Source organism: Gracilibacillus marinus (assembly GCF_042651725.1).
In the GTDB taxonomy this organism is placed as follows: domain Bacteria; phylum Bacillota; class Bacilli; order Bacillales; family Amphibacillaceae; genus Gracilibacillus; species Gracilibacillus marinus.
In genome coordinates, this window is record NZ_JBHSDV010000001.1 from 173624 (window position 1) to 197640 (window position 24017).

Annotated in this window: 25 protein-coding genes; 19 read left to right on the top strand and 6 right to left on the bottom strand. The window is 35.7% G+C overall.

Annotated features, from left to right (window positions below):
* Positions 1–33 precede the first annotated feature (33 nt).
* From ACFOZ1_RS00875 to larC2, 12 genes are all read left to right on the top strand, one after another.
* Positions 34–1242, top strand: coding sequence for an MFS transporter (locus ACFOZ1_RS00875; protein ID WP_390194885.1), 1209 nt, complete (start codon positions 34–36; stop codon positions 1240–1242).
* Entirely contained in the window at positions 1239–1568 is a 330-nt protein-coding gene (locus tag ACFOZ1_RS00880) for a cupin domain-containing protein (RefSeq protein WP_390194886.1), read from the top strand. The genes ACFOZ1_RS00875 and ACFOZ1_RS00880 overlap by 4 nt, the downstream gene beginning before the upstream one ends.
* The gene (locus ACFOZ1_RS00885) at positions 1565–3085 is read left to right on the top strand and encodes a glycoside hydrolase family 28 protein (protein ID WP_390194888.1); all 1521 of its coding nucleotides are present in this window, start codon (positions 1565–1567) and stop codon (positions 3083–3085) included. Before ACFOZ1_RS00880 ends, ACFOZ1_RS00885 begins: the two co-directional genes overlap by 4 nt.
* The gene (locus tag ACFOZ1_RS00890) at positions 3082–4647 is read left to right on the top strand and encodes a glycoside hydrolase family 43 protein (RefSeq protein ID WP_390194890.1); all 1566 of its coding nucleotides are present in this window, start codon (positions 3082–3084) and stop codon (positions 4645–4647) included. Before ACFOZ1_RS00885 ends, ACFOZ1_RS00890 begins: the two co-directional genes overlap by 4 nt.
* Before the next feature lie 15 nt (positions 4648–4662).
* Positions 4663–5757 carry a glycoside hydrolase family 88/105 protein gene (locus tag ACFOZ1_RS00895; protein ID WP_390194892.1) on the top strand — a complete coding sequence of 365 codons (1095 nt, stop codon included), beginning with the start codon at positions 4663–4665 and terminating at the stop codon, positions 5755–5757.
* Positions 5757–6452, top strand: coding sequence for a rhamnogalacturonan acetylesterase (locus tag ACFOZ1_RS00900; RefSeq protein ID WP_390194893.1), 696 nt, complete (start codon positions 5757–5759; stop codon positions 6450–6452). The genes ACFOZ1_RS00895 and ACFOZ1_RS00900 overlap by 1 nt, the downstream gene beginning before the upstream one ends.
* A complete protein-coding gene (locus ACFOZ1_RS00905) occupies positions 6449–7093 on the top strand; it encodes a bifunctional 2-keto-4-hydroxyglutarate aldolase/2-keto-3-deoxy-6-phosphogluconate aldolase (RefSeq protein ID WP_390194895.1) in 645 nt (214 codons plus the stop codon). The genes ACFOZ1_RS00900 and ACFOZ1_RS00905 overlap by 4 nt, the downstream gene beginning before the upstream one ends.
* On the top strand, positions 7090–8097 hold the full coding sequence (locus ACFOZ1_RS00910) for a sugar kinase (RefSeq protein ID WP_390194897.1): 1008 nt from the start codon (positions 7090–7092) through the stop codon (positions 8095–8097). The genes ACFOZ1_RS00905 and ACFOZ1_RS00910 overlap by 4 nt, the downstream gene beginning before the upstream one ends.
* Before the next feature lie 19 nt (positions 8098–8116).
* Positions 8117–8947, top strand: a complete 831-nt coding sequence (kduI, locus tag ACFOZ1_RS00915; RefSeq protein ID WP_390194899.1) for a 5-dehydro-4-deoxy-D-glucuronate isomerase — start codon at positions 8117–8119, stop codon at positions 8945–8947.
* An 11-nt stretch (positions 8948–8958) separates the two neighbouring features.
* A complete protein-coding gene (gene kduD, locus ACFOZ1_RS00920) occupies positions 8959–9741 on the top strand; it encodes a 2-dehydro-3-deoxy-D-gluconate 5-dehydrogenase KduD (RefSeq protein ID WP_390194901.1) in 783 nt (260 codons plus the stop codon).
* Between the two features lie 75 nt (positions 9742–9816).
* Positions 9817–10671, top strand: coding sequence for a sugar phosphate isomerase/epimerase family protein (locus ACFOZ1_RS00925; RefSeq protein WP_390194903.1), 855 nt, complete (start codon positions 9817–9819; stop codon positions 10669–10671).
* A 257-nt stretch (positions 10672–10928) separates the two neighbouring features.
* Positions 10929–11405 carry a nickel pincer cofactor biosynthesis protein LarC2 gene (gene larC2, locus ACFOZ1_RS00930; protein ID WP_390194904.1) on the top strand — a complete coding sequence of 159 codons (477 nt, stop codon included), beginning with the start codon at positions 10929–10931 and terminating at the stop codon, positions 11403–11405.
* A 64-nt stretch (positions 11406–11469) separates the two neighbouring features.
* Here the strand turns inward: larC2 and ACFOZ1_RS00935 are convergent, their stop codons facing one another.
* Positions 11470–12462, bottom strand: coding sequence for a LacI family DNA-binding transcriptional regulator (locus ACFOZ1_RS00935; RefSeq protein WP_390194906.1), 993 nt, complete (start codon positions 12460–12462; stop codon positions 11470–11472).
* Between the two features lie 189 nt (positions 12463–12651).
* On the opposite strand from ACFOZ1_RS00935, the gene ACFOZ1_RS00940 reads away from it, so the two are divergent.
* A complete protein-coding gene (locus ACFOZ1_RS00940; protein WP_390194907.1) occupies positions 12652–14142 on the top strand; it encodes a tagaturonate epimerase family protein in 1491 nt (496 codons plus the stop codon).
* A 19-nt stretch (positions 14143–14161) separates the two neighbouring features.
* Positions 14162–15562, top strand: a complete 1401-nt coding sequence (gene uxaC / locus ACFOZ1_RS00945) for a glucuronate isomerase (RefSeq protein ID WP_390198005.1) — start codon at positions 14162–14164, stop codon at positions 15560–15562.
* Positions 15563–15884: 322 nt separating this feature from the next.
* On the opposite strand, the gene ACFOZ1_RS00950 is transcribed toward uxaC, so the two are convergent.
* Positions 15885–16286 carry a secondary thiamine-phosphate synthase enzyme YjbQ gene (locus ACFOZ1_RS00950; RefSeq protein ID WP_390194908.1) on the bottom strand — a complete coding sequence of 134 codons (402 nt, stop codon included), beginning with the start codon at positions 16284–16286 and terminating at the stop codon, positions 15885–15887.
* Between the two features lie 108 nt (positions 16287–16394).
* Between ACFOZ1_RS00950 and ACFOZ1_RS00955 the strand changes: the two genes are divergently transcribed.
* From ACFOZ1_RS00955 to ACFOZ1_RS00975, 5 genes are all read left to right on the top strand, one after another.
* On the top strand, positions 16395–16772 hold the full coding sequence (locus tag ACFOZ1_RS00955; protein WP_390194910.1) for a RidA family protein: 378 nt from the start codon (positions 16395–16397) through the stop codon (positions 16770–16772).
* A gap of 110 nt (positions 16773–16882) precedes the next feature.
* Positions 16883–17791 (top strand): DUF1002 domain-containing protein, encoded by a 909-nt coding sequence (locus tag ACFOZ1_RS00960; RefSeq protein ID WP_390194911.1) that lies wholly within the window; start codon positions 16883–16885, stop codon positions 17789–17791.
* Positions 17792–17910: 119 nt separating this feature from the next.
* Positions 17911–18039 carry a cytochrome c oxidase subunit 2A gene (locus ACFOZ1_RS00965; RefSeq protein ID WP_390194913.1) on the top strand — a complete coding sequence of 43 codons (129 nt, stop codon included), beginning with the start codon at positions 17911–17913 and terminating at the stop codon, positions 18037–18039.
* A gap of 12 nt (positions 18040–18051) precedes the next feature.
* Complete coding sequence (locus ACFOZ1_RS00970) at positions 18052–18522, top strand: cytochrome c oxidase subunit II (RefSeq protein WP_390194915.1); 471 nt, start codon at positions 18052–18054, stop codon at positions 18520–18522.
* A 1-nt stretch (position 18523) separates the two neighbouring features.
* On the top strand, positions 18524–20152 hold the full coding sequence (locus ACFOZ1_RS00975; protein ID WP_390194917.1) for a b(o/a)3-type cytochrome-c oxidase subunit 1: 1629 nt from the start codon (positions 18524–18526) through the stop codon (positions 20150–20152).
* Positions 20153–20390: 238 nt separating this feature from the next.
* Here the strand turns inward: ACFOZ1_RS00975 and phnE (ACFOZ1_RS00980) are convergent, their stop codons facing one another.
* From phnE (ACFOZ1_RS00980) to ACFOZ1_RS00995, 4 genes are all read right to left on the bottom strand, one after another.
* Complete coding sequence (gene phnE, locus ACFOZ1_RS00980; protein WP_390194919.1) at positions 20391–21194, bottom strand: phosphonate ABC transporter, permease protein PhnE; 804 nt, start codon at positions 21192–21194, stop codon at positions 20391–20393.
* Positions 21194–21994, bottom strand: a complete 801-nt coding sequence (gene phnE, locus ACFOZ1_RS00985; protein WP_390194921.1) for a phosphonate ABC transporter, permease protein PhnE — start codon at positions 21992–21994, stop codon at positions 21194–21196. The genes phnE (ACFOZ1_RS00980) and phnE (ACFOZ1_RS00985) overlap by 1 nt, the downstream gene beginning before the upstream one ends.
* Positions 21987–22763: a phosphonate ABC transporter ATP-binding protein gene (gene phnC / locus ACFOZ1_RS00990; protein ID WP_390194923.1), complete on the bottom strand. Its 777-nt coding sequence runs from the start codon at positions 22761–22763 to the stop codon at positions 21987–21989. The genes phnE (ACFOZ1_RS00985) and phnC overlap by 8 nt, the downstream gene beginning before the upstream one ends.
* A 91-nt stretch (positions 22764–22854) precedes the next feature.
* Positions 22855–23826: a phosphate/phosphite/phosphonate ABC transporter substrate-binding protein gene (locus tag ACFOZ1_RS00995; RefSeq protein ID WP_390194924.1), complete on the bottom strand. Its 972-nt coding sequence runs from the start codon at positions 23824–23826 to the stop codon at positions 22855–22857.
* Between the last annotated feature and the right edge of the window lie 191 nt (positions 23827–24017).

Here is a 24017-nt window from a genome sequence, read left to right on the forward strand (position 1 = left end):
TTTTAGAAAAGGTAGAAAGAAGTGTTCACATCGATGAGTGATACCAAGAATCAAAAGCGATTATCGAAACATGCAATTACGATTCTGATTAATCACGCCATATTTCAATTTGGTGGGTCGTTATCCATTATTTTTGTCAATCTGTATTTATGGCGTTTAACGAACAGTATTTGGATTAATGGTATGTATAATTTAATCGCTATTCTCGCACAAGCGATTACGACATTCTATATTGGAAAAATGTCTAAGAAGAAAGGTCGAACAACAATATATCGTTACGGTATATTGATGAGCGCGTTATTTTATTTATTTATCGTATTAGTCCAAGAGCAGATGGTAGAGTATTTTTACTTATTTGCATTATTAAGAGGAATCGCTCAAGGACTATACTGGGTAGCCTATTTTACGATTGTTCACGAAGTATCTTCGAATACGAATCGTCATCGTTACTTAGGTTGGAATCAAGTGGTGATGGGGTCAACAAATCTTATTGCCCCGGCATTTGCTGGAGCGGTAATCGGATATTATTCTAATTTGACTGGGTATATGATTGTGTTTTCGATAGCATTCTTGATGTTTTTTATTTGTACGATTGGTAGCTTTCGAATACGTAAAGAATCGATTCGCCATCGTAACTACTATATGAAGTATTTACCACTGATGTTAAAAAGACAAAAAGGATTTCGAAATGCACTTATTGGGTGGTTTGTTATTGGTTTTCCTCAAGGCATCTTAATGTATGTACCTGCAATATTAATTTATAGCATCTTTCAAGATGAGAGTATCGTAGGTTATTTGAATGCTAGTTTTCTCTTAGTATCCATTATTGTGAGTTTTATATTCTCTCGAAATGCAAATGTGAAAAACACAGAACGTTACTTATGGATTGCAGCAATTGGTTTTGTTCTTTCGGGGGCATTTTTGACATGGGAGATTGCGACATGGAGTGTGATTGTATTTATGGTTACACAAAATATGTTTAAGCCATTACAAGCAAATGCCTATGCAGCATACTACTTCCAATGGATTGATCATATCCCATTACAATCAGAATTCAGAGTGGAATCTATTGTATTACGTGAAACAATTATTAATATAGGGAGAGGTCTTGGTATTCTTGCATTTATGCTATTTGCAGAAGAAATGGATACAAATATGGCAGCATATGTGATTTTTCTTGCAATGATGATGCAGCTAGTCTTACCACTTATTATTCACAACAAGAAAGGGGTAATGAAATGAGTGTATTAAATGAATGGGAGCAAGTGGATGAGGGTGTCACACGTAAAATACATCCACCTGGTAAAGAGATGATGATGATGGAAGTGATATTTGAAGAAGGAGCAATTGGATCAAGCCACAGTCATCCTCATGAACAATTAACGTATTGTTTAGAAGGAAAATTAGTGTTTGAAATAGATGGGGATGAAGTAGTAATTGAAAAAGGTCAATCAATACATATACCTTCACATGCGATACATGGTGTAGTAGCAAAAGAACCTAGTAGGTTACTAGATGTATTTACACCATTGCGGGAGGACTTATTAAAAAGGAGTGAACAAAAATGAGTAGATATGATATTACATCATATGGTGCGATAAAGAATACCGGTGCAGATAATACAGCAGCAATTCAACAAGCATTAGATACATGCTCTAGTAATGGTGGAGGGACTGTGTATGTACCTGCAGGCGAATTCAAAACAGGGCCAATTGAATTACATAGCAATACAACACTTTATTTAGAAACAGGAAGTGTGCTTTCTTTTTTAGATGATTTTAATGAATATCCAATAGTTAAAACAAGATGGTCAGGTTATGTATGTCATGGTTTTATGCCATTGGTATTTGGTCAAAATGTATCAAATGTTGCCATTAAAGGAGACGGTGTACTTGATGGTAATGGACAGAAATGGTGGGAAGTCAATCGGAGACTTCGAAAGGGAGAACATTATGAATGTGAGAAAACATTAGAAATCAAGCAAGCAAATTCTGATTTCACAGAGCCAGCTGATACGAACTTAGTCGAATGGCCATCCCAATTTCTGCGTCCACCATTAGTACAATTTTATCATGCACGTCATGTCACGATAAATGGTGTCACTGTAAGAAACTCCCCGTTTTGGAACACCCATTTAGTTTTTTGTGAAGATGTTTCTATTCATCAAGTTCATTTCCAAAATCCCTCTGATACACCAAATGGTGATGGATTAGATATTGACTCCTGTCTTAATGTTCGTATATCTGATTGTCACTTTGATGTTGGAGATGATTGTGTTGTATTGAAATCAGGTATTAATGAAGATGGTAGGAAATATAATACACCAACAAAAAATGTCACAATAACCAATTGTACGATGCATCATGGCCATGGTGGCGTGGTATTTGGTAGTGAGAATTCTGGTGGCATTGAAAATGTAACAGTATCTAATTGTGTTTTTGATGGAACAGATCGAGGCATTCGAATAAAAACAAATCGAGAGAGGGGCAGCTATATACGTAACATACTTGTCAACAATATTTGGATGGATGATGTGCTATGTCCAATTGCAATCAATTCATTTTACAGACATGGTGTAAGTAGAAGTAATCCACATTTGCTTGATGCAAAGACAATTCCTGTAACAGAGAAAACACCTGTTGTGGAAAAAATAAGGATAAGTAATGTGACAGCAAGGAATTGTAGCGCTGCGGCAGGATTTATTTATGGCTTACCTGAAATGCCTATTAAAGAAGTAGCAATCGATCATGTCACTATCGAAATGACAGACGATGAAACGATTCCGGGTGGAGAGCCAGATATGGTACGCGAGGTAATCGAAATGGAAGGAGAAGGAATATTTGCGAAATATGTTCGAAATCTGTCATTACACCATGTACGAATTAAAACAAGAAAAGGGCCTGCGCTTGTGTTAGATGAGGCAGAGGATGTTTCTTTGGAACAGGTAAGTAATGAAAGAGATGGAGAAGAGCCGGTAGTCGTCGCGACAGAGAATTGCGACAAAATCGAGATTATCGGTACACAATATAACAAACGAAAAGACCACTATCTTTCGATCAATAGAAAGGAAGTAAATATAAAATGAAAACGTTTAAAAATCCTATTATTCCTGGTTTCTATCCTGATCCATCGATTTGCCGAGTGGGAGAAGATTATTATTTAGTGACATCTAGCTTTGAATTTTTCCCTGGAGTACCTATTTTTCACAGTAAAGATTTAGTGAATTGGCGCCAAATTGGCCACGTATTAGACCGGCCGGAACAATTAAATTTAGACCAAACACCACATTCTAGAGGTATTTATGCGCCTACCATTCGTTACAATAACGGGATTTTTTACATGATTACAACATTTGTTGTGAGTCAAACAGGTGCAAGGAAAAACTTCTATGTGACAGCAACAGATCCAAGCGGTCCATGGTCTGACCCGAACTGGCTTGATGATGCGCCTGGCATTGATCCATCTCTTTTATTTGATGATGATGGAAAAGTGTATTATACGGGCAATCGTAAACCACCAAGTGGACAATTATATAAGAAACATAATGAAATATGGTTGCAAGAGTTAGATTTAGAGAAAAAGCAATTGGTCGGACCAAAATATAGTTTGTGGGATGGTGCGCTAAAGAATGCACATGCACAAGAAGCACCGCATTTATACAAAATAAATGGTTGGTATTATTTGATGATTGCAGAGGGTGGGACTGGTCATACACATGCTGTCACGATTGCAAGAAGTAAGCATGTAACAGGACCTTATGAAATGACAGAAACAAATCCTATTTTAACACATCGTCATTTAGGGAGAGAGTACCCAATTGTGAATATAGGGCATGCCGATATTGTAGAAACACAACATGGAGATTGGTGGATGGTCTGTTTAGGTTCAAGAATTAATGGTGGTTACTATAGAAATTTAGGTAGAGAATCATTTCTTGTTCCATTTATTTGGGAAAGAGATTGGCCAATTGTTAATCCAGGAAAAGGGATTGTGGAAGAAGAAATGGCATTTCCTCATTTAGATGAACATATTTGGCCATCCTTACCTGCACATGATCCATTTGAAAGTGAGCAATTAGATTACAGATGGAATTTTCTTCGTACACCACGAGGAGATTTTTGGTCCTTAACAGAGAGAGTTGGTCATCTTAGATTAAAAGCTAAAAAAGAAACTATTATGGAAGAAGAGAACCCGGCTTTTGTTGGTAGAAGACAACAACATATGAATTTTATGGCCCAAACAGTAATGGAATTTACACCGAAATCAGACAATGAATCAGCAGGGTTTGTATTACTACAAAATCACAATTATCAATTTAGAGTAGAAGTCGTATTAGAAGAGAATGAGACATATATCCAATTAATAAGAAGAGAAGATGGAAAAGACGAATTATTAGCAAAACAACCCATCGATACAAGCAAATTATATATAAAAGTAGAAGCAAGAGGGCAAGCATATCATTTCTATTATGCTGAGAAAGCATGGGACTGGAAAACGCTTTGTCTAGGTGCTGACGGCACGATTTTAAGTACAGATAAAGCGGGTGGATTTATTGGTGCATATTTAGGACTATATTGTTCAGCAAACGGTAAAGTATGCAATAATTATGCTGATTTTGATTGGTTTGAATACCGGGAAATCGATTAATAGGAGGGGACACAAATGACAGTAAAACAAAAAACAGCATTAGATTGGGCGAAACTAGCGTGCGATACGTTAATGGGTCAATATGAACCGGTTAAATTACCACCTGCAGATAGATGGCATTACCACCAAGGTGTATTTTTATGTGGGATGCAAGATGTATGGAAGCAGACGAAGGAAGAGAAATATTTTGAGTATCTAAAAGAATATGTGGATAAATTAGTCGATGAAGAGGGGAACTTCTACTTTGCTAGAAGTGAATTAGATTCGATTCAACCAGGATTATTATTACTTCCATTATATAAAGAGACATCAGATCGTCGTTATAAAATCGCTGCATCCAAACTCAGAAATTTATTAAATACATTAAATAAAACAAAAGAAGGCGGATTTTGGCATAAAGATAAATATCCATATCAAATGTGGTTAGATGGTCTATATATGGCAGGTCCATTTGCCATTCAATATGGACAGTTGTTTGATGAGCCTGAATTAACAGAACTTGTAATGGAACAAGAATATTTAATGAGGAAATATACAAAGAAGGAAAATGGGCTTTACTATCATGGTTATGACGAAAGTAAACAAACACCATGGGCAACAGAAAAAGGGCATGCACCAGAAGTGTGGGGGCGAGCATTAGGTTGGTATAGCATGGTGACGGCGAATTTTATCGAAATGTTACCTGAAGACCACCCAAAACGTGAAGAGTTAAGGCAAGTAGTACAAGAATTAATTGATGCATTAGTAAAGTATCAAGATGTTGATACAGGCTTATGGTATCAAATTGTGGATAAAAAAGAAGCAGCAGACAATTATTTAGAAAGTTCATGCACATGTTTATTCACATATGCAATCGCAAAAGCTGTGAACAAAGGATATGTGGATAAGTCTTATTGGAAGTATGCAGTAAACGCATATGAAGGCTTACTTCAAAATAAAGTAGAAGTAGACGAAAAAGGCGATTTCTTACTTCATGATATTTGTATTGGTACATCGATTGGAACGTATGATTACTATGTACACAGGGAGACGAGTACAAATGATTTACATGGGGTAGGAGCATTTGTACTGGCAAGTGTGCAACTTGCAATTGGAGGCGAGAAGAAGTAATGGAAAGTGTTCAACTCTTCTTAGCGGGAGATTCAACGATGTCTAACTATGATAGTAATGCATATCCAAGAATGGGCTGGGGTCAAGTATTACCAATGTTCTTTAATGAAGAGTTAGTTGTTCGAAATCATGCTGCTTCAGGAAGAAGTACGAAATCATTTATTGCTGAAAAACGTTGGGAAACGATGGAGAAAGATTTTCGTCCTGGAGACTTCGTTTTCATACAGTTCGGCCATAATGATCAAAAGCCCGATGTGGAACGAAGAACAGAACCATATACAAGTTATCAACAAAACCTAACTTACTTTATTCAAAGAGCAAGGGAACATCGTGTAACACCGATATTACTAACATCTATTACAAGAAGACATTTTGACGAAAATGGTCAATTACTTGATACACATGGAGATTATCCACAAGCAATGCGAGCACTTGCTAATAAAGAACAAGTTGCATGTGTGGATATGTTAATTAAAACAACGGAAGCAGTCCAACAATTAGGATTGGAAAAATCCAAACAGTGGTATATGTGGATAAATAGTGGACAATTCAAAGGATATCCTGATGGAGAACAAGATGATACACATTTGCGTGAAGAAGGTGCGAAGAAAATTGCTTCCATTTGTGTCCATGAATTAATCAAATTAAATCATCCTTTAGCTACATATGTGAATAAAAGTGAGGTGTCAAAATGAATAAGTTACGCGTATTAACAAATGTACTAGAACAAAAGGTTGTAGCAGTGATTCGAACAGATACATTAGAGGAAGCGATACAAGTAGCAGAAGCATGTATCAAAGGGGAGATGAAATTAATTGAATTAACCTACTCGATACCACATGTGGAAAAAGCTGTGGAACAATTGAGAGAGACATATAAAGATGATCCAAATGTCATCATTGGGGTAGGAACGGTAATAGATGCGTACACGGCAAGACAAGCGATTTTTGCTGGAGCACAATTTATTGTCGGCCCATCTTTTGATAATGATACTGCGAAAATATGCAATCTTTATCAAATTCCATACATGCCTGGTTGTTTAACGATAACAGAAATTAAAGAAGCAATGGAATGCGGTGTGGATATTGTAAAAATCTTCCCTGCTAGTAATGTGAATCCTAGCTTTTTGAAGGCTGTGAAAGCACCAATTCCGCAAGCAAATATGATGCCGACAGGAGGCGTACACTTAGATAATATGACCGAATGGCTACAAAATGGTGCAGTTGCGATTGGGATTGGTGGAAATCTAATCGAACCTGCAAAAACAGGGAATTATAAAAAAATAACAGAATTAGCTCAAGCATATGTACAAAAGGCAAGAGAGGCGAATGTATGAGAGTTTTGACATTTGGAGAAATGCTAATGCGTCTCACATCCAATGCAACGACACGTCTACATCAATCTAATATATTTACGTACTATTATGGTGGTGCAGAGGCAAATGTCGCCATTTCCCTAGCTAATTTTGGTTTAGACACAACTTATGTCACCAAATTGCCTGAACAAGCAATTGGGCATGCTTGTATGCACTATTTACGATCACATCAAGTGGATACGAAAGAAATAGTATTAGGTGGAGATCGATTAGGGATATATTTTGTGGAAGCAGGTATTGGTGATCGCCAAAGTCAAGTAACCTATGATCGAAAGTATTCGAGTTTTCAACAAATAAAGAAGGAAGAACTAGATTGGGAGCGAATATTAGATAATGTAGACATCTTCCATACAACAGGGATTACATTAGCATTATCAGAAGAATTACAAGACATAACTGTTATCGCAATGCAAAAAGCAAAGGAAAAAGGGATTAAGGTAAGCTTTGACTTTAACTTTAGAGCAAAATTATGGACGCAACATGATGCAAGTGTAGCAATAAAAAAAGTCCTCCCATATGTGGATATAGCCTTTTGTAATCATATGGATGCAATGTATTTACTAAATATGAAAGAAATAGATGTGGAGAGTCATGAAGAAATCTTGAAGCATTATTATAAACAAATAAACGAGCAATACCCGTCGATTTCTATTTTTGCTTCAACTAAAAGAAATGTACTGACATCATCCAAACATGAATTAGAAGGGTATGTCTATCATAATGGAAAACTATCTAAAACGAGTATGTATACAATCGATCCAGTCATTGATCGAATTGGAGGAGGGGATGCCTATGCAGCAGGAATCCTTTATGGATATAGCCAGCAATGGGAAATGAAAAGAATCGTTAGCTTTGCAACAGCGGCGAGTGTGTTAAAGCACACAATAGAAGGAGATGGAAATGCTTTTTCAGTAGAAGAAGTGGAACAATTTATTCAATCTAATAACAAAGAAATAAGTAGATAAATAGAAGGAGGAATTCGGAATGGAAGTACGTTATGCAAACCATCCAGAAGAAATTAAACGATACAATACGACAGAGTTGCGTGAAAGATTTTTAGTGGAGAAATTATTTGAAGCAGGAAAAGTTCACTTAACCTATACACATGTAGATCGAATGATTTTTGGTGGGGTGACTCCTTCTTCTGAAGACTTAACGATTGCACTTGATAAGCAATTAGGTGTGAGTTATTTCCTTGAGCGACGAGAACTAGGAATTATTAATATAGGGAATGATGGGTATGTCATCCTTGATGGAGAACGCTATGAAATGAAACAATATGATGGGTTATATGTAAGTCGGGGTACAAAAGAAGTATGGTTTGGTTCCAATGATAGCGCTAATCCAGCTAAATTTTATATTAATTCTGCTCCAGCACATCATACGTATCCGACGGTAAAAATAGATATAAAAGAAATCAAACCATTAGAATTAGGAGAACCAGGAACATTAAATGAACGGAAGATTCATCAATATATTCATCCGAATGTATGTGAAAGCTGTCAATTACAAATGGGACTAACGATGTTACAACAAGGTAGTGTCTGGAATACGATGCCTGCACATACGCATGATCGTAGAAGTGAAGTATATTTATATTTTGATATGGATGAAGATACAAGAGCATTCCACTTTATGGGGGAACCTAGTGAAACAAGACATCTCGTATTAAAGAATGAGCAGGCAGTCATTTCACCAAGCTGGTCTATTCATTGTGGAACAGCAACAAGTAACTACACATTTATTTGGGGAATGTGTGGCGAGAATATTACGTATGACGATATGGACCATGTGAGCATGGATGAATTACGTTAGGAGTGTGACAAATGACAGTAGGTTTAGATAACTTTTCATTAGATTATTTTTCATTAAAAGGAAAAACAGCCATTATTACTGGTGGGAATACAGGGTTAGGACAAGCATATACGGTTGCATTAGCAAAGGCAGGAGCGAATGTATTTGTTGTAACTCATAGTAAGGATTGGGATGAAACAATTGCCCATTTGGAAGAATCAGATGGAAAGTATGCATTTCATCAGGCAGACTTAACGAATCGGGAACAATTACAACAGATTGTGCCAGCATGTGTAAAGGAATTTGGAACAGTCGATATACTAGTAAACAACGCTGGTACGATTCGCCGTAATCCACTGTTAGAGTACAAAGATGAGGATTGGGATGCAGTGATGGCAATTAATTTAGATGCTGTTTACTTTTTAAGTCAACAAGCAGCAAAAGTAATGGTTGATCATAACTCAGGAAAAATTATTAATATTGCATCTATGCTTTCTTTCCAAGGTGGGAAATTTATCCCGCCATATACCGCAAGTAAACATGCAGTGGCAGGGTTGACGAAGTCCTTTGCTAATGAATTGGCAGAGCATAATATTCAAGTAAACGCAATCGCACCAGGTTATTTCGCAACGAAAAATACTGAGCCAATACGAGCAGATGAAAAACGTAATAAAGAAATTTTAGCTAGAATTCCTGCAGGGCATTGGGCAGATCCTAGTGAATTAATGGGGACAGTTGTCTATCTAGCTAGTAAAGCGTCTGATTATATGAATGGACATGTATTAGCAGTAGATGGTGGTTGGTTAGCGAGATGAGGTAAAGGGAAAATGATCAGGACGACTGGTCATTTTCTTTTGTCTACTATTTAAAAAGAAAGGAGTGTACTAGTTATGTTGAATTTAGGAATTCGAGGACATGATATTGCGTATCATGAACCAGTAGAAATTGCTCGAGAAGTGAGTAAGAAAGGTTTTAATTCTGTGCAATTAGCACTTGCGAAGTCTTTTACTACGATTCCGACACATACAGGCTCGCTAAGTCCTGGTTATGCAAAATATATTCGTAAGGTGTTTGATAAAGAACATGTTGATATTGCGATATTAGGTTGTTATATTAATATGATTCATCCAGATTTAGAAAAAAGAGAGGCACTATTGAATCGTTTTAAAGAACATATTCGATTTGCACGAGATTTTGGTTGTAGCATTGTTGCCTCTGAGACAGGTAATGTGCATGAAACAATGGGTTATACGGAAGATAATTTTACAGAAGAAGCATTTCAAAAAGTAGTAGAAAGTGTCAAAGTATTGGTTAATGAAGCGGAAAAGTGGGGTGTGATTGTAGGGATCGAAGGTGGTATCAATCATCCTATCCATACACCACAATTGATGCGACGTTTACTAGATGAGGTGGATTCGAACCACTTACAAGTAATATTGGATCCAGCGAATTTTATGTCGATAACAAATTACGAAAATCAAGAAACAGTGATACAAGAATCATTTGAATTATTTGGTGATAGAATAGTAGCAATTCATGCAAAAGATTTTGTGATAGAAGATGATTGGATCAAGATGGTCCCTGTTGGTAAAGGCATGTTGCGCTATGATGTATTATTTCAGGAATTGAAGAAGCGAAAGCCATATATCGAGATATTATTAGAAAATACAAAAGAACCATTTATTGATGAAAGCAAAGCATACTTAAACAAAATATATAAGGAAGTGAAAGAGATTGTGACATAACTATCGTTTTTAACACATAACACGAATGATGTGATATTAATTTTTGACGCTAAAAGCCCATGGAAAGGGGAGTGGGCAAGCAGTAGCGGGGTACACGCACATAATTAATATAACAATTACTAATTAGAGCGATGTCGTATCATTTTTTAATAAATGCGGCATTGTTCGTTTTTTTATGTTAAGAACAATATTTATGTCTCAACTTTTTGCTACAATAGAGAAAGAAATATGTGTACACCATATGGAGGTGAATGGTCATGCAACAGTATCCACCGAATATCGAACATATTGATCAAGATATGTTAAAAGTAGAAGTGAACTTAGACGATACACCAGGGGAATGGCTCGGTTATGTCATGGAAAAATTATTTGATGCAGGAGCAAATGACGTGTATTATACACCGATATATATGAAAAAAAATCGACCTGCAGTTCAATTGCAATTATTGTGTAGTAAAGAATTATTAACAGAAATACAATCCATTTTATTGAAAGAAACAACAACACTCGGAATCAGGTACTATCCCATTACAGTATTTCGAATGGAACGTAGAACAAGAAAGATAAAGTTGAAATGGGGAGAAGTAACATTGAAAGAAGGATTGCAAGATGGGACAGTGGTAAAAGTGTCTCCAGAATATGAGGATTGCCGTTTGCTTGCAGAGAAATATGGTATCCCTCTAAAAGATGTCTATGCGGCTGTTTGGAGACAAATAGAAGTAGGCACAACATAATCCTCTTTTTTTCACATGTCTCTAGGTAGCAATAGCTGCTTTCTAGAGACATGAAAGGCTAACATTATGAGTCTGAAGGTTCTGGTGAAGGCCCTGTACTTTCTCTTATTGTCAAAGTAGGTGTCAATTTCTTTACAGTTGGTTCTTCTGTTGGTGATTCAATTTGATGAATGATTGCTTGTACAATTTCCTCTGCTAGCAAATGTACTGGTACACCAATACAAGTCATCGGTACTTCCATATTTGCCATTTGCGGAATATTGTCATAGCTGATCAAAGAAATATCATGAGGTATCGAGAACCCTTTCTCTTGTAATGCTCGAATCATTCCTCCGCTAAGATCATAACTTCCACCAATCATTGCAGTTGGTTTACTCTCAAGTGCTCGGTCAATTGCAGAGTAGCCGTCAAACCAGTTCAAGCCATTGGAATCAACAATATGTATATAATCTGCTAAATGGAGTTTTTTCATTGCTTTCACATAGCCATCGACTTTTTCGATTTGTAGGGCATCTGATTTGTCATACTGTCCAATATACGTAATTTGTCGATGACCTAATTGATGGAGGTGTTCTACTGCTTTATACATAGACGCTTCGTGGTTCGCATCAATAATTGGATAAAGTGGCTGAGTACTTTCCGATACACCATACACAACAAATGGAATGGTATAATCATACAAATGCATGTGCTTCGATTCTCCGAAAACAATCATGCCATCCACTTGAAATTTACGGAATGTATCCACAGCTGTTTCTTGAGCATCGACAGATAAAATCATGGAATAAGGCGTTTTTTCAAATGCTTTACTTATATTTGTCACTAAAGTGGCAAGTACAATTCTTTCGATTGTTGGCCACATTAAACCAATCACATCTGTTTTTTTACGTACTAATTGTTTTGCAGCTAAATTAGGCTCATATCCCATTTCGCAAGCAACGTCTAATATTTTTCTTCTCGTTTCTTCTTTTACTAATGGACTATTATTTAATGCTTTAGATACGGTAGAATAACTTACACCAGCAAGCTTAGCAATATCTTTAATTGTGACTGTCAAATTGATCACCTTAACCTTTTTTATGATATAAAGAATTTATAGTTGAGTTCTGTATGTAAATAGTATATCATAAAAATAACAACGTTGTTATTTTTATCACTATTTATTTAAAAAATAGATGAGCTTGATAGGATGACAACACATTTTTATTATTATTTGAAAACGTTATCAAAAAAGGAGTGGAGCATTGTGGAACTATTAAGTAGTGTACTAGACGTATTAGCGGAAGGGAAAATACCAGAATCTTCAAGTGAAGTGACGGTGTATGAAAAGTCATTTGAACAAAAAGATCAGACAACGATTGTGATGGTGAAAGTTGGTACAACAAAGTACGTATTAGCAACAGGACAAGGAAAGCTATTTGAAGAATTAACAGGAGATATAGTTGGAAAAGGGAAAGTTTCTCCTTTATCGTACGAAAATAGACTTGTGATTAATAAATATTTTGAATACACTGTTCCACAAGCTTTTGGTACACAAATAGCAACAATGGGACTTGGTGATCGGTTAGGCGTAGCATCTCCAGGCCATATTGAAACAACACGTGAACGAAAAGTGAAACCAATACTCGCACAACAAAGTATCCGTGAATTAACATTATTAAATCGAACAATGACAGATATCTTAGATGCAGCAAGCTTTGCAGTATTGCAAGAAGGTTATAAAGATGGGTATGGTGCAGATGCGGATCATATTAAATTAGAAAAAGATATTGCATATGCATTAGAGTTAGGATTCAGTTTTATAACATTAGATTGTTCTGAACAAATTCGTAATGATATAGAAGAAAAAACAGATGAAGCACTACAACAGGAATTTGCTAGTTTGCCAGTTGATCGAAAAGAATATTATACAACACATTATTTAAATAAAGTATTTGATGTGAATGGTCTATCTATTCAATTCGACGATACAAGCTTAGCGAAAAATACCCTCGTATATGGGGAAGCAATTGATTTTATGGAGCATGTATACAATGCGTATATTCAGAAAGCGGATAAAGCGATAGACTTTGAGATTTCGATTGATGAAACAGAAACAGTTACAGCTCCAGAAGCGCATTTCTTTGTTGCAGAGGAATTGCGTAGACGTGGTGTTACTGTACAAAGTCTTGCGCCACGTTTTTGTGGCGAATTTCAAAAAGGAATTGATTATATAGGAAATATCGAACAATTTGAAAAAGAATTGCAAGCACATGCAGAAATAGCAAAATATTTCGGATATAAGCTAAGTATTCATTCTGGGAGTGATAAATTCAGCGTATTTCCGATTATTGGGAAATATACAGAAGGGCTCCTGCATATCAAAACAGCTGGAACAAACTGGTTAGAAGCAGTTCGCGTCATTGCTGTAGAAAATCCGGATTTATATCGTCGCATGCATGTATATGCAGAAGAACATTTTGAAGAAACGCTACAATACTATCATGTGACACCAGATTTAGATAGTATTACGCCACTAAATCAGACAAAAGATGTAGATTTACCTGCATACATGGAACATGATGCAGCTAGACAATTATTTCATGTGACATACGGCATTTTGCTAACCGCAAAAGATGATCAAGGAAATGATTTATTCCGTACAGAATTCTTTGACACATTATTAACAAATGAAGACACATATCGCAATGGACTAGTCAAACATATTGGACGTCATTTAGATTTATTAGATTTATAAGAAGAGAGCGAGGGATATGATGAAAGCTTTTATGGATGACAATTTTGTTTTAAATAACAAAACAGCTGAAAAATTATACCACACGTATGCAAAAGATTTGCCGATTATTGATTACCATTGTCACCTAAGTCCACAAGAAATCTATGAAAATACGCAATTCGATAATATTACTAAAGTATGGCTTTACGGGGATCATTATAAATGGCGAGCAATGAGAGCAAATGGGATAGAAGAAAAATATATCACTGGTGACGGAAGTGATTATGACAAATTTTTAGCGTGGGCGAGAACTGTCCCAATGTTAATCGGTAATCCATTGTATCATTGGACGCATTTAGAATTGAAACGTTACTTTGGTGTAGAAGATGTATTGAATGAACATACAGCACCTGCTATATGGAATAGCGTGAATGAGCTTTTAACTAATGGGGAATGGAATGTCCGTGATTTTATTGTGAAGTCAGGTGTAGAAGTAATTTGTACTACAGATGATCCCATCGATTCATTAGAGTATCATGAAAAAATGAAAGCAGATGAAACCTTTAATGTACAAGTACTGCCAAGTTTTCGACCTGATAAAGGATTAGAAATCAATCGAGATCCATTTGTTGATTGGGTACAAAAACTTTCGGAAGTGTCGAATATTTCTATCGATTCTTACCAAGCTTTCTTGGAAGCATTAGAAAAGCGAATTGACTTTTTCCATCAAGTTGGTGGAAGAGTGTCTGACCATGCAATTGATACAATGATGTACGAAGAAGCAACAGAAGAAGAAGTTGCTGCAATCTTCACAAAAGGATTACAAGGTGAAAAGGTGAGTCTTAAGGAAGAGAAACAATTCAAATCTTATACGTTAACTTTTTTAGGGAAAGCCTATCACAAAAGAGGTTGGGCGATGCAATATCATATTAATGCACATCGAAACAACAATAAGAGAATGTTTGAAAAGCTAGGTCCTGATACTGGATATGACTCGATGAATGATGGATTAATCGCAGAGCCACTTGTACGTTTATTAGATTCTCTAGACAAAGCGGATGCGTTACCGAAGACGATTCTATACTCATTAAATCCACGGGATAATGTAACAATCTCAACAATTATCGGTAGCTTCCAAGGGGGAGGCGTGCCTGGAAAAATTCAATTTGGTACAGCGTGGTGGTTTAATGATACAAAACTAGGGATGATTAATCAGATGGAAGCATTAGCGGATAATGGTGTGTTTAGTCGCTTCATCGGGATGTTAACAGATTCAAGAAGCTTCTTATCATATACACGTCATGAATATTTCCGTAGAATCATGTGTAACTTAATTGGAGAATGGGTAGAGAATGGCGAATACCCGAATGATGAAGAAACATTAGCAACAATTGTACAAAATATTTCTTATTATAATGCAAAAGAATATTTTGGTTTTTAATGTTGACGGAGATTTGAATAATAGAATTCTTTAATTGAAAAATCCAAACGGTTCGAAGGCTAGTTACCGAATTGTTTGGATTTTTTGCGTATTAAAAGATAACCCCACTAAGCGCAGGCGTCCACTCCCATTCCTATGGGGTCCTTTTACCTGAAAAGTTAGTTAAAGGAAAAAGCCCATAGAAAAGGGAGTGGGCAAGCAGGAGCGGGGTATACGCAAATCACTTATTTCACAATTAATAATTAGAGTCGTATCATCCTTTTAGTGCAAAACAACACATATAGCATCGTTCGTGTTTTGTGTTATAAACGATAATGATGTCCTAGCCCTCGATTATCTTTATATGAAATTTGCGATATCTTGGTCCATCAAATTCACAAAAATAAATCCCTTGCCAAGTACCAAGTAATAACTCCCCATTTGTAATAACAATGGTCTGATTATGTCCAACAGTACTGACTTTTAGGTGTGCAGCAGTATTCCCTTCCATATGAAGGTCTTCTTTGTGTTCCCATGGATATACTTCATTTAATCTTCGCAAAAAATCTGTCTTCACATCAGGATCTGCATTTTCATTTACAGTAATACCAGCAGTAGTGTGTAAGGAGGAAACAATTGCGATTCCATTTTGTATATTATTTTCCTTAACAAACGTGGCAACTTCTCTAGTAATATCAATCATCTCGTCATGTCTTGATGTACGGAGTTGAAATGTCTTATCCATTATGAATCATCCTTTTAAAAAATATTTTGACAATTCTATTCTACTAAAAATCTGTAATATGTTAAAATTTTGATAGTACTTATTTTTTATAGAAGGAGATGGATGAGAATGGTAAAAGCAATACATACAGCTAATGCGCCACAAGCAATTGGCCCATATTCGCAAGCAATTGACGCAGGGGATTTTGTATTTGTATCAGGGCAAATCCCGCTTAATCCACAAACAATGGAAGTGGTAGAAGGAGATATTGCTAAACAAACAGAGCAAGTAATGAAGAATTTACAAGCAGTACTAGAAGAAGCAAACCTTACTTTTAGTAATGTAGTGAAATTCACGATTTATATTACGAATATGGATGATTTCGCTACGATTAATGAAGTATATGCAACATTTTTGAAAGAGCCATATCCTGCGCGTGCAACAGTAGAAGTAAGCAAGCTACCTAAAGGTGTTGGTGTAGAAATGGATGTTATCGCAAAGAAATAAAATAAAAGAGAGTATTTCTACTATAATTAAGTAGAGGTACTCTTTTTTCTTTCCATATTTCTAAGAATCTTGCATAATATAATAGTAAGAATAAGAAAAGGAGATAGTATATGAAAAAAATAGTATCCATATGTATTGCTATATTGTTTGTTGGACTAGCTTTTTCACCAGTTTTGTTTGCAAGTGATGATACACAAGATGTTGGAATTGATGAGAAGTATGGGAAACCAAAGTTAGTATTAGGTGAACAGTTGTCAGAAGACCAAAGAGACAAGGTTAGAAGTATTTTGAATGCAACAGATTCTGATTTAGTTGATGAATATATTGTAAATGCACAAGATTTAGTGAATTTTATTGGTGGAGACCCCGGTTCAAATATGTACTCCTCAGCGAAAATTACAAGAAAAGGTGAAGGTAATGGTGTGGTAGTCAATATTGTTACACCAGAAAACATTACGCAAGTAACGAATGAGATGTATGCGAACGCACTACTTACTGCTGGGATAGAAAATGCGCTAATTGAAGTTGCATCACCAATTAAAGTAAGTGGTCATTCTGCACTTACAGGTATTTATAAAGCATTTAATGTTGATGGAGAAACATTAGATCAAGATCGCATGGAAGTAGCGAATGAAGAATTGAATGTTGCTACAGATTTATCAGAAAACGCAGGAATTGATAAAGAAAAAGTAAGTGAATTATTAACTGAGATTAAAAAACAAATTGCTGAGCAAAATCCTGCAACAAAAGAAGAAGTAGAGCAAATCATTAACACACAATTAGAGAATTTAAATATTGAGTTATCTCCAGAAGATCGTGCGATGTTAACAAATCTATTCGAAAAAATGAGAGATTTGAATATTGATTTCGGGAAATTAACAGAGCAATTAGATAGTATTGTGAACGATTTAAAAGGAAAATTGGATGAAGTAACAGGTGGGGATACAGAAGGATTCTGGCAAGGTGTAAAAGACTTCTTCACAAATATCATTGATTCCATTAAAGGTATTTTTAGTTAAATAGACAAAAAATAGACATATATTAAATTAGGAGCTACTGTCTGTGATTTACATCACAAACAGTAGCTTATTTTTTTCATACTATAAATACAAATAAGTTCCAAAAGGGGGGCGTTTCAATGGGAAAACAAAGAAAGTCACCAGATGATGAGCATAAGCTATATGGTGCATTTGTATCTGTTTTGTTTGTTGGCGTTTTTATCATTGGATCATGGTTAGCGATATTTGCATTATTTATGAATAGATAGGGGGAATGGTCAATGCATATGCACAAATTAGAAAAGATATGGATAACGATTGGGATTGTTACACTTATTGCATTTTTAAGTACTGTCGGAATACAAGCATTTACGAGTGATCATCACAAGCCTCCAAGTGATTTAACTGTGATTGATCCAGAGAAGGTACAAGAAACAGCGCCATTTGATGAACCTGGCTTAAAGGAACTTGGAGATAATAAATATGAACTTATTGTTGTATTACAATCTTTCGGTTTTACTCCAAATGACATCCAAATTCCTCAAGGTGCAGAAGTGACAATTAAAGTAACCTCAATTGATGTTGTACATGGATTTCAGATTCCAGGAACAAATGTGAATATGATGGTGACACCAGGTCATATCAACTCCATGACATATACCTTCGATGAGGCGGGGGAATTTTTAATACTATGTAATGAATATTGTGGCACAGGTCATCACTATATGAGTGCAAAACTGGAGGTGATATAGAATGAATAGATTGGATTCAAGACTAAGTTTGGCTCATTTTTATGTAGCATTCTCTGCAATTATTGTTGCTGGATTTTTCGGATTACTTCAAACAATGGTAAGAAGTGAAATGATTGTACTTCCGAGCTATATTAATTACTATCAGCTTTTGACTGCACATGGGGTGTTAATGGCACTTGTTTTTACGACATTTTTTATTTTTGGGTTTTTACATGCGTGTGTGGTAAAGACTGTTGGTGATTTTAGTGTAGGCACAAGAAGGACGGCATGGATTGGTTTTTATTTGATGTTAATTGGTACGGTTTTAGGTGTAATCATGATTGTGATAGGAGAAGCAACCGTTTTATACACATTCTATGCACCTTTACAAGCATCACCATTCTTTTATATTGCACTTGCATTATTAGTTGTAGGAACATATTTTGCTGGAGCGGCGGATATTTATCAATATAATAAATGGCGCAAAGCAAATAAAGGACAAACAAGTCCACTTCTTGCGTTCATGACTGTAGCTACATTAGTATTATGGATTATTGCAACAATTGGTGTGGTAGCAACTGTTCTATTTCAGTTTATACCATGGTCATTAGGACTTGTTGATACAATCAATGTTACATTAAGTCGTTCATTATTCTGGTATTTTGGTCACCCACTTGTATATTTCTGGTTATTACCTGCATATATGGCATGGTATGTGATGATTCCAAAAATAATCGGTGGAAAGATTTTCAGTGATTCTTTAGCGCGACTTGCATTTTTGTTGTTTATCTTATTCTCAATTCCTGTAGGTTTTCACCATCAGTTATTAGAGCCGGGAATTAGTCATGGATGGAAGTTTTTCCAAGTTGTATTAACGTTCGCGGTAATTATTCCATCATTAATGACAGCATTTTCCCTATTTGCTACATTTGAAGTAAGAGGACGTAATTTAGGTGCGAAAGGTCTATTCGGTTGGTTCAAGAAACTACCATGGAAAGATGTTCGCTTTTTTGCGCCATTTATGGGGATGCTTATGTTCATTCCTGCAGGTGCAGGAGGAATTATTAATGCAAGTAATCAGATGAACCAGGTGATTCATAACACAATCTGGGTGACAGGGCATTTTCACTTAACTATTGGTACAACTGTTGCGCTTACTTTTTTTGGTGTGAGTTATTGGTTAATTCCATATTTAAATGGTCGCGTGCTAACAAAGAGAGTGAATGGTCTCGGGATTTACCAAACTGTCTTATGGTTAGTCGGTATGTCGATTATGTCATTAGCAATGCATTATTCAGGACTTTTAGGTAATCCAAGGCGTACTCAAGTGACGAATTACAATGGACACTCTGTTGCTGAAGGATGGGGAGCATATGAGACAGCGATGGCTGTTGGTGGAACATTACTGTTAATCTCTTTAATTTTATATTTTGTTGTGTTAATTTATTCTGCTTTTTATGCACCGAAAGGGCAAGAGGAGTTCCCAATTGGAGAAGTAATGGATGCAAAATTAAAAGTACCTAGTTTCTTAGAAAATTGGAAAGTATGGATCGGTATTGCGGTAGTGTTAATCCTATTTGCGTATACAGTTCCAATTATAGATATGATTCAACATTCTCCTCCAGGCTCCAAAGGATTTAAGTTTTGGTAAGAAGAGAAGTGAATAGTATCTAAAAAAAGACGACATGAATCTGTAAATCATTCATGTCGTCTTTTTGTTTTGAAAATATAAAACGAACAATTGTGTACAAATCACTCGGAAAAGTGGACCTTTAGGAAAAAGGAGCACATAGAAGTGGAAGTAGCTGCTTATGTTCAGATGGAGTTCTACAAAGGTCGCAAGTTCATATAAGTTGGATTGTTACAAATAGACATTTTCGCTTTTGTTATTAAACCAATCTTTTTCTAATGATACTTGAGATTTGATCAATAATCGTCACACTAATAATAATGACGAGTAGTATCATTCCAACTTCTTCCCAATTTCTGTTCATGTATGCAAATGTAATCAATGTACCAATTCCACCAGCACCGACGACACCGAGCACAGATGAGGCACGAACATCTATTTCAAATCTATAAATTGCATAGGAAAGAAATTCAGGCAAAACTTGTGGAATAAGCCCATAAAATAATAACTGAAGTTTGTTCGCACCGCTTGCCTCGAGTGCTTCTATTACATGCATATCAATCGATTCTATTACCTCTGCATATAATTTGCCTAACATACCAGTTGAGCCAATTGCAATTGCTAATACACCGGCAAAAGGGTTAGGCCCAACTGCTGCTACGAAAATAATCGCTAATACGATTTCAGGAAATGCGCGTACGGCACCTAATATCCACATACCTATTTGATTAAGAAATTTGTTTCGTACGATATTTGTTGCACATAAAAAAGCAATTGGTACAGCGATAATCGCAGCTGCAAGGGAGCCAGTATATGCAATAAAGATGGTTTCAAGCATCTTTTCAAGTATGGTACTTGTTTCCTCTACAGCAGGTTGAAAGAACTTAGGTATAATTCGGTTAAAGTTCGCTATTGTTTGTTCACTAAAGATTTTTTCCCATTTAATTTGAATATCCGAAAATGTCCATAGATAGATAAGTAAGAGTATCATAATCGTACAAATTCGTTTCCATGTCTGTAAGGTACTTTTTGGTTTAAGTGGAAGAGTAGGTTTATGATCCATTAGATAAGCCCCTCCCTTAATTTACTGCTAATGTAATCAATGATGACAACGACAATGAATACAATGATGATAATGGTACTTACAGCAGGATAATTCAAAAAATTTATTTCTTTATTTAATAATTGTCCAATTCCACCGGCACCGACTAAACCTAAAACGAGTGATGCGCGAATGTTGATTTCAAATACATACAAACTAAACGATATAAATTGTGGCAATACTTGTGGAACAATAGCGAAACTAATTGTTTGTATACCATTCCCACCTGTTGCTCGAATTGCTTCAGTTGGATTCATATCAATTGTTTCAATGATTTCACTCATTAATTTGACTAAAATCCCTACAGAGAAAATAATGAGTGCAACAATACCAGAAAAAGCACCAATACCAAATAGCCCAACAAAGACAACAGCTAAGATAATATCTGGTATTGTTCGTAGAATGTTAAGAATAAAACGCATCAATTGATACACATATGTATTTGTTGTCACAGTATTCGCTGTAAGCAAGGAAAAAGGAATACTAATGATTACAGCAACCGTTGTTGCAACAATCGCCATCTGAATGGTCTCCATTAGTTTTGGCCATACTTGATTGATGTAACTCCAGTCTGGTGGAAAGAAGTCACCGATTAATGTAAAGATATTCGGAATCTTAGCAAAAAAATGAAAGATAAATGATTCCGTAAGAATGGAGCTAATCAAATAAAAACCAATAACTAAAATAAAGGAAAGACTGACAATAATTTTTGTTTTGGTTGGATAAATCCCTTTTGGAACAGATGGAGACGGCTTATTCATTCTCCTTCCCTCCTATGATATCTTCATTACGAATGGACCTTCCGTAAATTTCCTCAAACGTTTTTTCTGTCACTTCACTTACCGGTCCGTCAAATACAACTTCTCCTGCGCGCATACCAATAATACGATCTGCATACTCCATCGCCATATCAATAAAGTGTAAATTAACGATTGTGGTAATATTGTCTTCTTGATTAATTTGTTTTAAATATTGCATGACTTGATGTGATGTAGGTGGATCTAAACTGGCGACGGGCTCATCAGCTAATATTAACTTTGGCTTTTGAGTGAGAACACGGGCAATACTTACACGTTGTTGCTGCCCACCACTTAATTCATCTGCACGATGATATAGTTTCTCTTCAATATTCACTCTTTTCAAATTTTCATATGCAAGCAATCGATCTTCTTTGGAAAAAATAGCAAAAATACTTTTCAATGTTCCTGTATAACCAAGACGACCAGAGATGACATTTTTCATTACTGTAGATCGTTTCACAAGATTGTAATTTTGAAAAATCATTCCAATTTTTGTGCGTAGTTGACGTAAGTCTTTTCCTTTTACCTGTAATGTATCTACATCATCAACGAATAATGCACCACTTGTAGGTGTCACAAGTCTATTGATACTTCTAATAAATGTGGATTTTCCTGCGCCTGATAAGCCAACAATAACGACAAACTCCCCTTTTTTAATATGTACGTTTATATTTTTTAATCCTTTAGTTCCATTTGGATAGACTAAGGAAACATCTTTGAATTCTATCAATCGGAAAAGCCCCTTTCTTATGTATAGATGAAAAAAAGGAGAGAGCAGTCTCCCTCCTGTTCTTACTCTAAGTTTCTAATCAGTTCTTGTATTAATCTAATTTTATTTTGTCTCCGAATTTGTTGTATGTGTTTCGGACAATGTCGTATTCACTGTCTTCTGCCTCAATGATGGCATCCCAGCTATAGACATCATTCATAATTTTGATCATCGCATCATCATCATTAAAGCTTAGGAATGTTTCTTTAATTTCTTGAACAAACGCATCACTTAATTCTTTTGTTACAGAAATCGTATCATTTGGAATTTCTTCTGTATGAGCAAGTATTTTTGTTTTTTCCATAATGTCTGGGTATTCTTCTTCTAAACTTGTTCTTACATCATCAAATGTTGTTGCAACATCTGCTTCTCCGTTATATACAGCAATTGCTGAGTTATCGTGTCCACCTGTCTGGAATGAATCAGAAAAGAATTCTGTTTCTGGATTTTCTACACCAAATTCATCCATGATTTGAGCTGCAGGGAATAAGTACCCACTTGTGGATGTAGGATCACCATATGCCCAAACGGCACCTTCTAAATCTGCAAGAGTTTCGTAGCCTGAATCTGCACTGACGATATATTGAGCGACATATGTTCCACTTCCAAAGCGTTCGGATTTTAATATTACTTCCACATCATGTTTGTCATTTGCTAAAACATATGCAAAAGCAGGAATGAAACCAATTTGCACTTCATTTGTACCCATTGCTTCAACTAGGGCAGTGTAATTTGTCATTACTTTGCCTTCAACTGGAATACCTAGTTCCTCTGATAATTTGTCAGCTAAAGGTTGAACAGTATCTGCGATTGTATCGGAATCTTGGGATGGAACAAAGCCCATAACTAATTTTTCAGGTTTATCTGTATCTTCATTTGTATTTTCATCTGCATCTTCTGTGTTTGTATTCTCTGTATCATCTGTAGAATTCTCATTTGCTCCTGTGTTGTCATCACTTGATCCACATGCTGTAATCATAAAAACAGCGAATAAAGCAAAAAGTAAAAGCATTAGTTTCTTCATTTTTGAATCCCCCTAATTATTTTTGTGATACAAGCAGTTATAAAATTTACTGAAATGTGCTTGCAAAAACATTATCTAAGGCATGGATAAAAAAAGCTACATAATTTACCATAAACATACATATTTATCGAACTTTTAATAAAATTAATCTTCAGTTAATATAATTATAAATAGTGAGATCGAACAAATTT

What these genes read in the sequence shown, in the direction of transcription:
- kduD (WP_390194901.1), top strand. Translation starts at nt 8,959, where the DNA reads ATGACAGTAGGTTTAGATAACTTTTCATTAGATTATTTTTCATTAAAA.
- ACFOZ1_RS00955 (WP_390194910.1), top strand. Translation starts at nt 16,395, where the DNA reads ATGGTAAAAGCAATACATACAGCTAATGCGCCACAAGCAATTGGCCCA.
- ACFOZ1_RS00880 (WP_390194886.1), top strand. Translation starts at nt 1,239, where the DNA reads ATGAGTGTATTAAATGAATGGGAGCAAGTGGATGAGGGTGTCACACGT.
- ACFOZ1_RS00910 (WP_390194897.1), top strand. Translation starts at nt 7,090, where the DNA reads ATGAGAGTTTTGACATTTGGAGAAATGCTAATGCGTCTCACATCCAAT.
- ACFOZ1_RS00950 (WP_390194908.1), bottom strand. Translation starts at nt 16,286, where the DNA reads ATGGATAAGACATTTCAACTCCGTACATCAAGACATGACGAGATGATT.
- larC2 (WP_390194904.1), top strand. Translation starts at nt 10,929, where the DNA reads ATGCAACAGTATCCACCGAATATCGAACATATTGATCAAGATATGTTA.
- ACFOZ1_RS00875 (WP_390194885.1), top strand. Translation starts at nt 34, where the DNA reads ATGAGTGATACCAAGAATCAAAAGCGATTATCGAAACATGCAATTACG.
- ACFOZ1_RS00900 (WP_390194893.1), top strand. Translation starts at nt 5,757, where the DNA reads ATGGAAAGTGTTCAACTCTTCTTAGCGGGAGATTCAACGATGTCTAAC.
- phnE (WP_390194919.1), bottom strand. Translation starts at nt 21,194, where the DNA reads ATGGATCATAAACCTACTCTTCCACTTAAACCAAAAAGTACCTTACAG.
- phnE (WP_390194921.1), bottom strand. Translation starts at nt 21,994, where the DNA reads ATGAATAAGCCGTCTCCATCTGTTCCAAAAGGGATTTATCCAACCAAA.
- uxaC (WP_390198005.1), top strand. Translation starts at nt 14,162, where the DNA reads ATGAAAGCTTTTATGGATGACAATTTTGTTTTAAATAACAAAACAGCT.
- ACFOZ1_RS00975 (WP_390194917.1), top strand. Translation starts at nt 18,524, where the DNA reads ATGAATAGATTGGATTCAAGACTAAGTTTGGCTCATTTTTATGTAGCA.
- ACFOZ1_RS00925 (WP_390194903.1), top strand. Translation starts at nt 9,817, where the DNA reads ATGTTGAATTTAGGAATTCGAGGACATGATATTGCGTATCATGAACCA.
- ACFOZ1_RS00960 (WP_390194911.1), top strand. Translation starts at nt 16,883, where the DNA reads ATGAAAAAAATAGTATCCATATGTATTGCTATATTGTTTGTTGGACTA.
- ACFOZ1_RS00890 (WP_390194890.1), top strand. Translation starts at nt 3,082, where the DNA reads ATGAAAACGTTTAAAAATCCTATTATTCCTGGTTTCTATCCTGATCCA.
- ACFOZ1_RS00970 (WP_390194915.1), top strand. Translation starts at nt 18,052, where the DNA reads ATGCATATGCACAAATTAGAAAAGATATGGATAACGATTGGGATTGTT.
- ACFOZ1_RS00995 (WP_390194924.1), bottom strand. Translation starts at nt 23,826, where the DNA reads ATGAAGAAACTAATGCTTTTACTTTTTGCTTTATTCGCTGTTTTTATG.
- ACFOZ1_RS00965 (WP_390194913.1), top strand. Translation starts at nt 17,911, where the DNA reads ATGGGAAAACAAAGAAAGTCACCAGATGATGAGCATAAGCTATATGGT.
- ACFOZ1_RS00895 (WP_390194892.1), top strand. Translation starts at nt 4,663, where the DNA reads ATGACAGTAAAACAAAAAACAGCATTAGATTGGGCGAAACTAGCGTGC.
- ACFOZ1_RS00905 (WP_390194895.1), top strand. Translation starts at nt 6,449, where the DNA reads ATGAATAAGTTACGCGTATTAACAAATGTACTAGAACAAAAGGTTGTA.
- ACFOZ1_RS00885 (WP_390194888.1), top strand. Translation starts at nt 1,565, where the DNA reads ATGAGTAGATATGATATTACATCATATGGTGCGATAAAGAATACCGGT.
- kduI (WP_390194899.1), top strand. Translation starts at nt 8,117, where the DNA reads ATGGAAGTACGTTATGCAAACCATCCAGAAGAAATTAAACGATACAAT.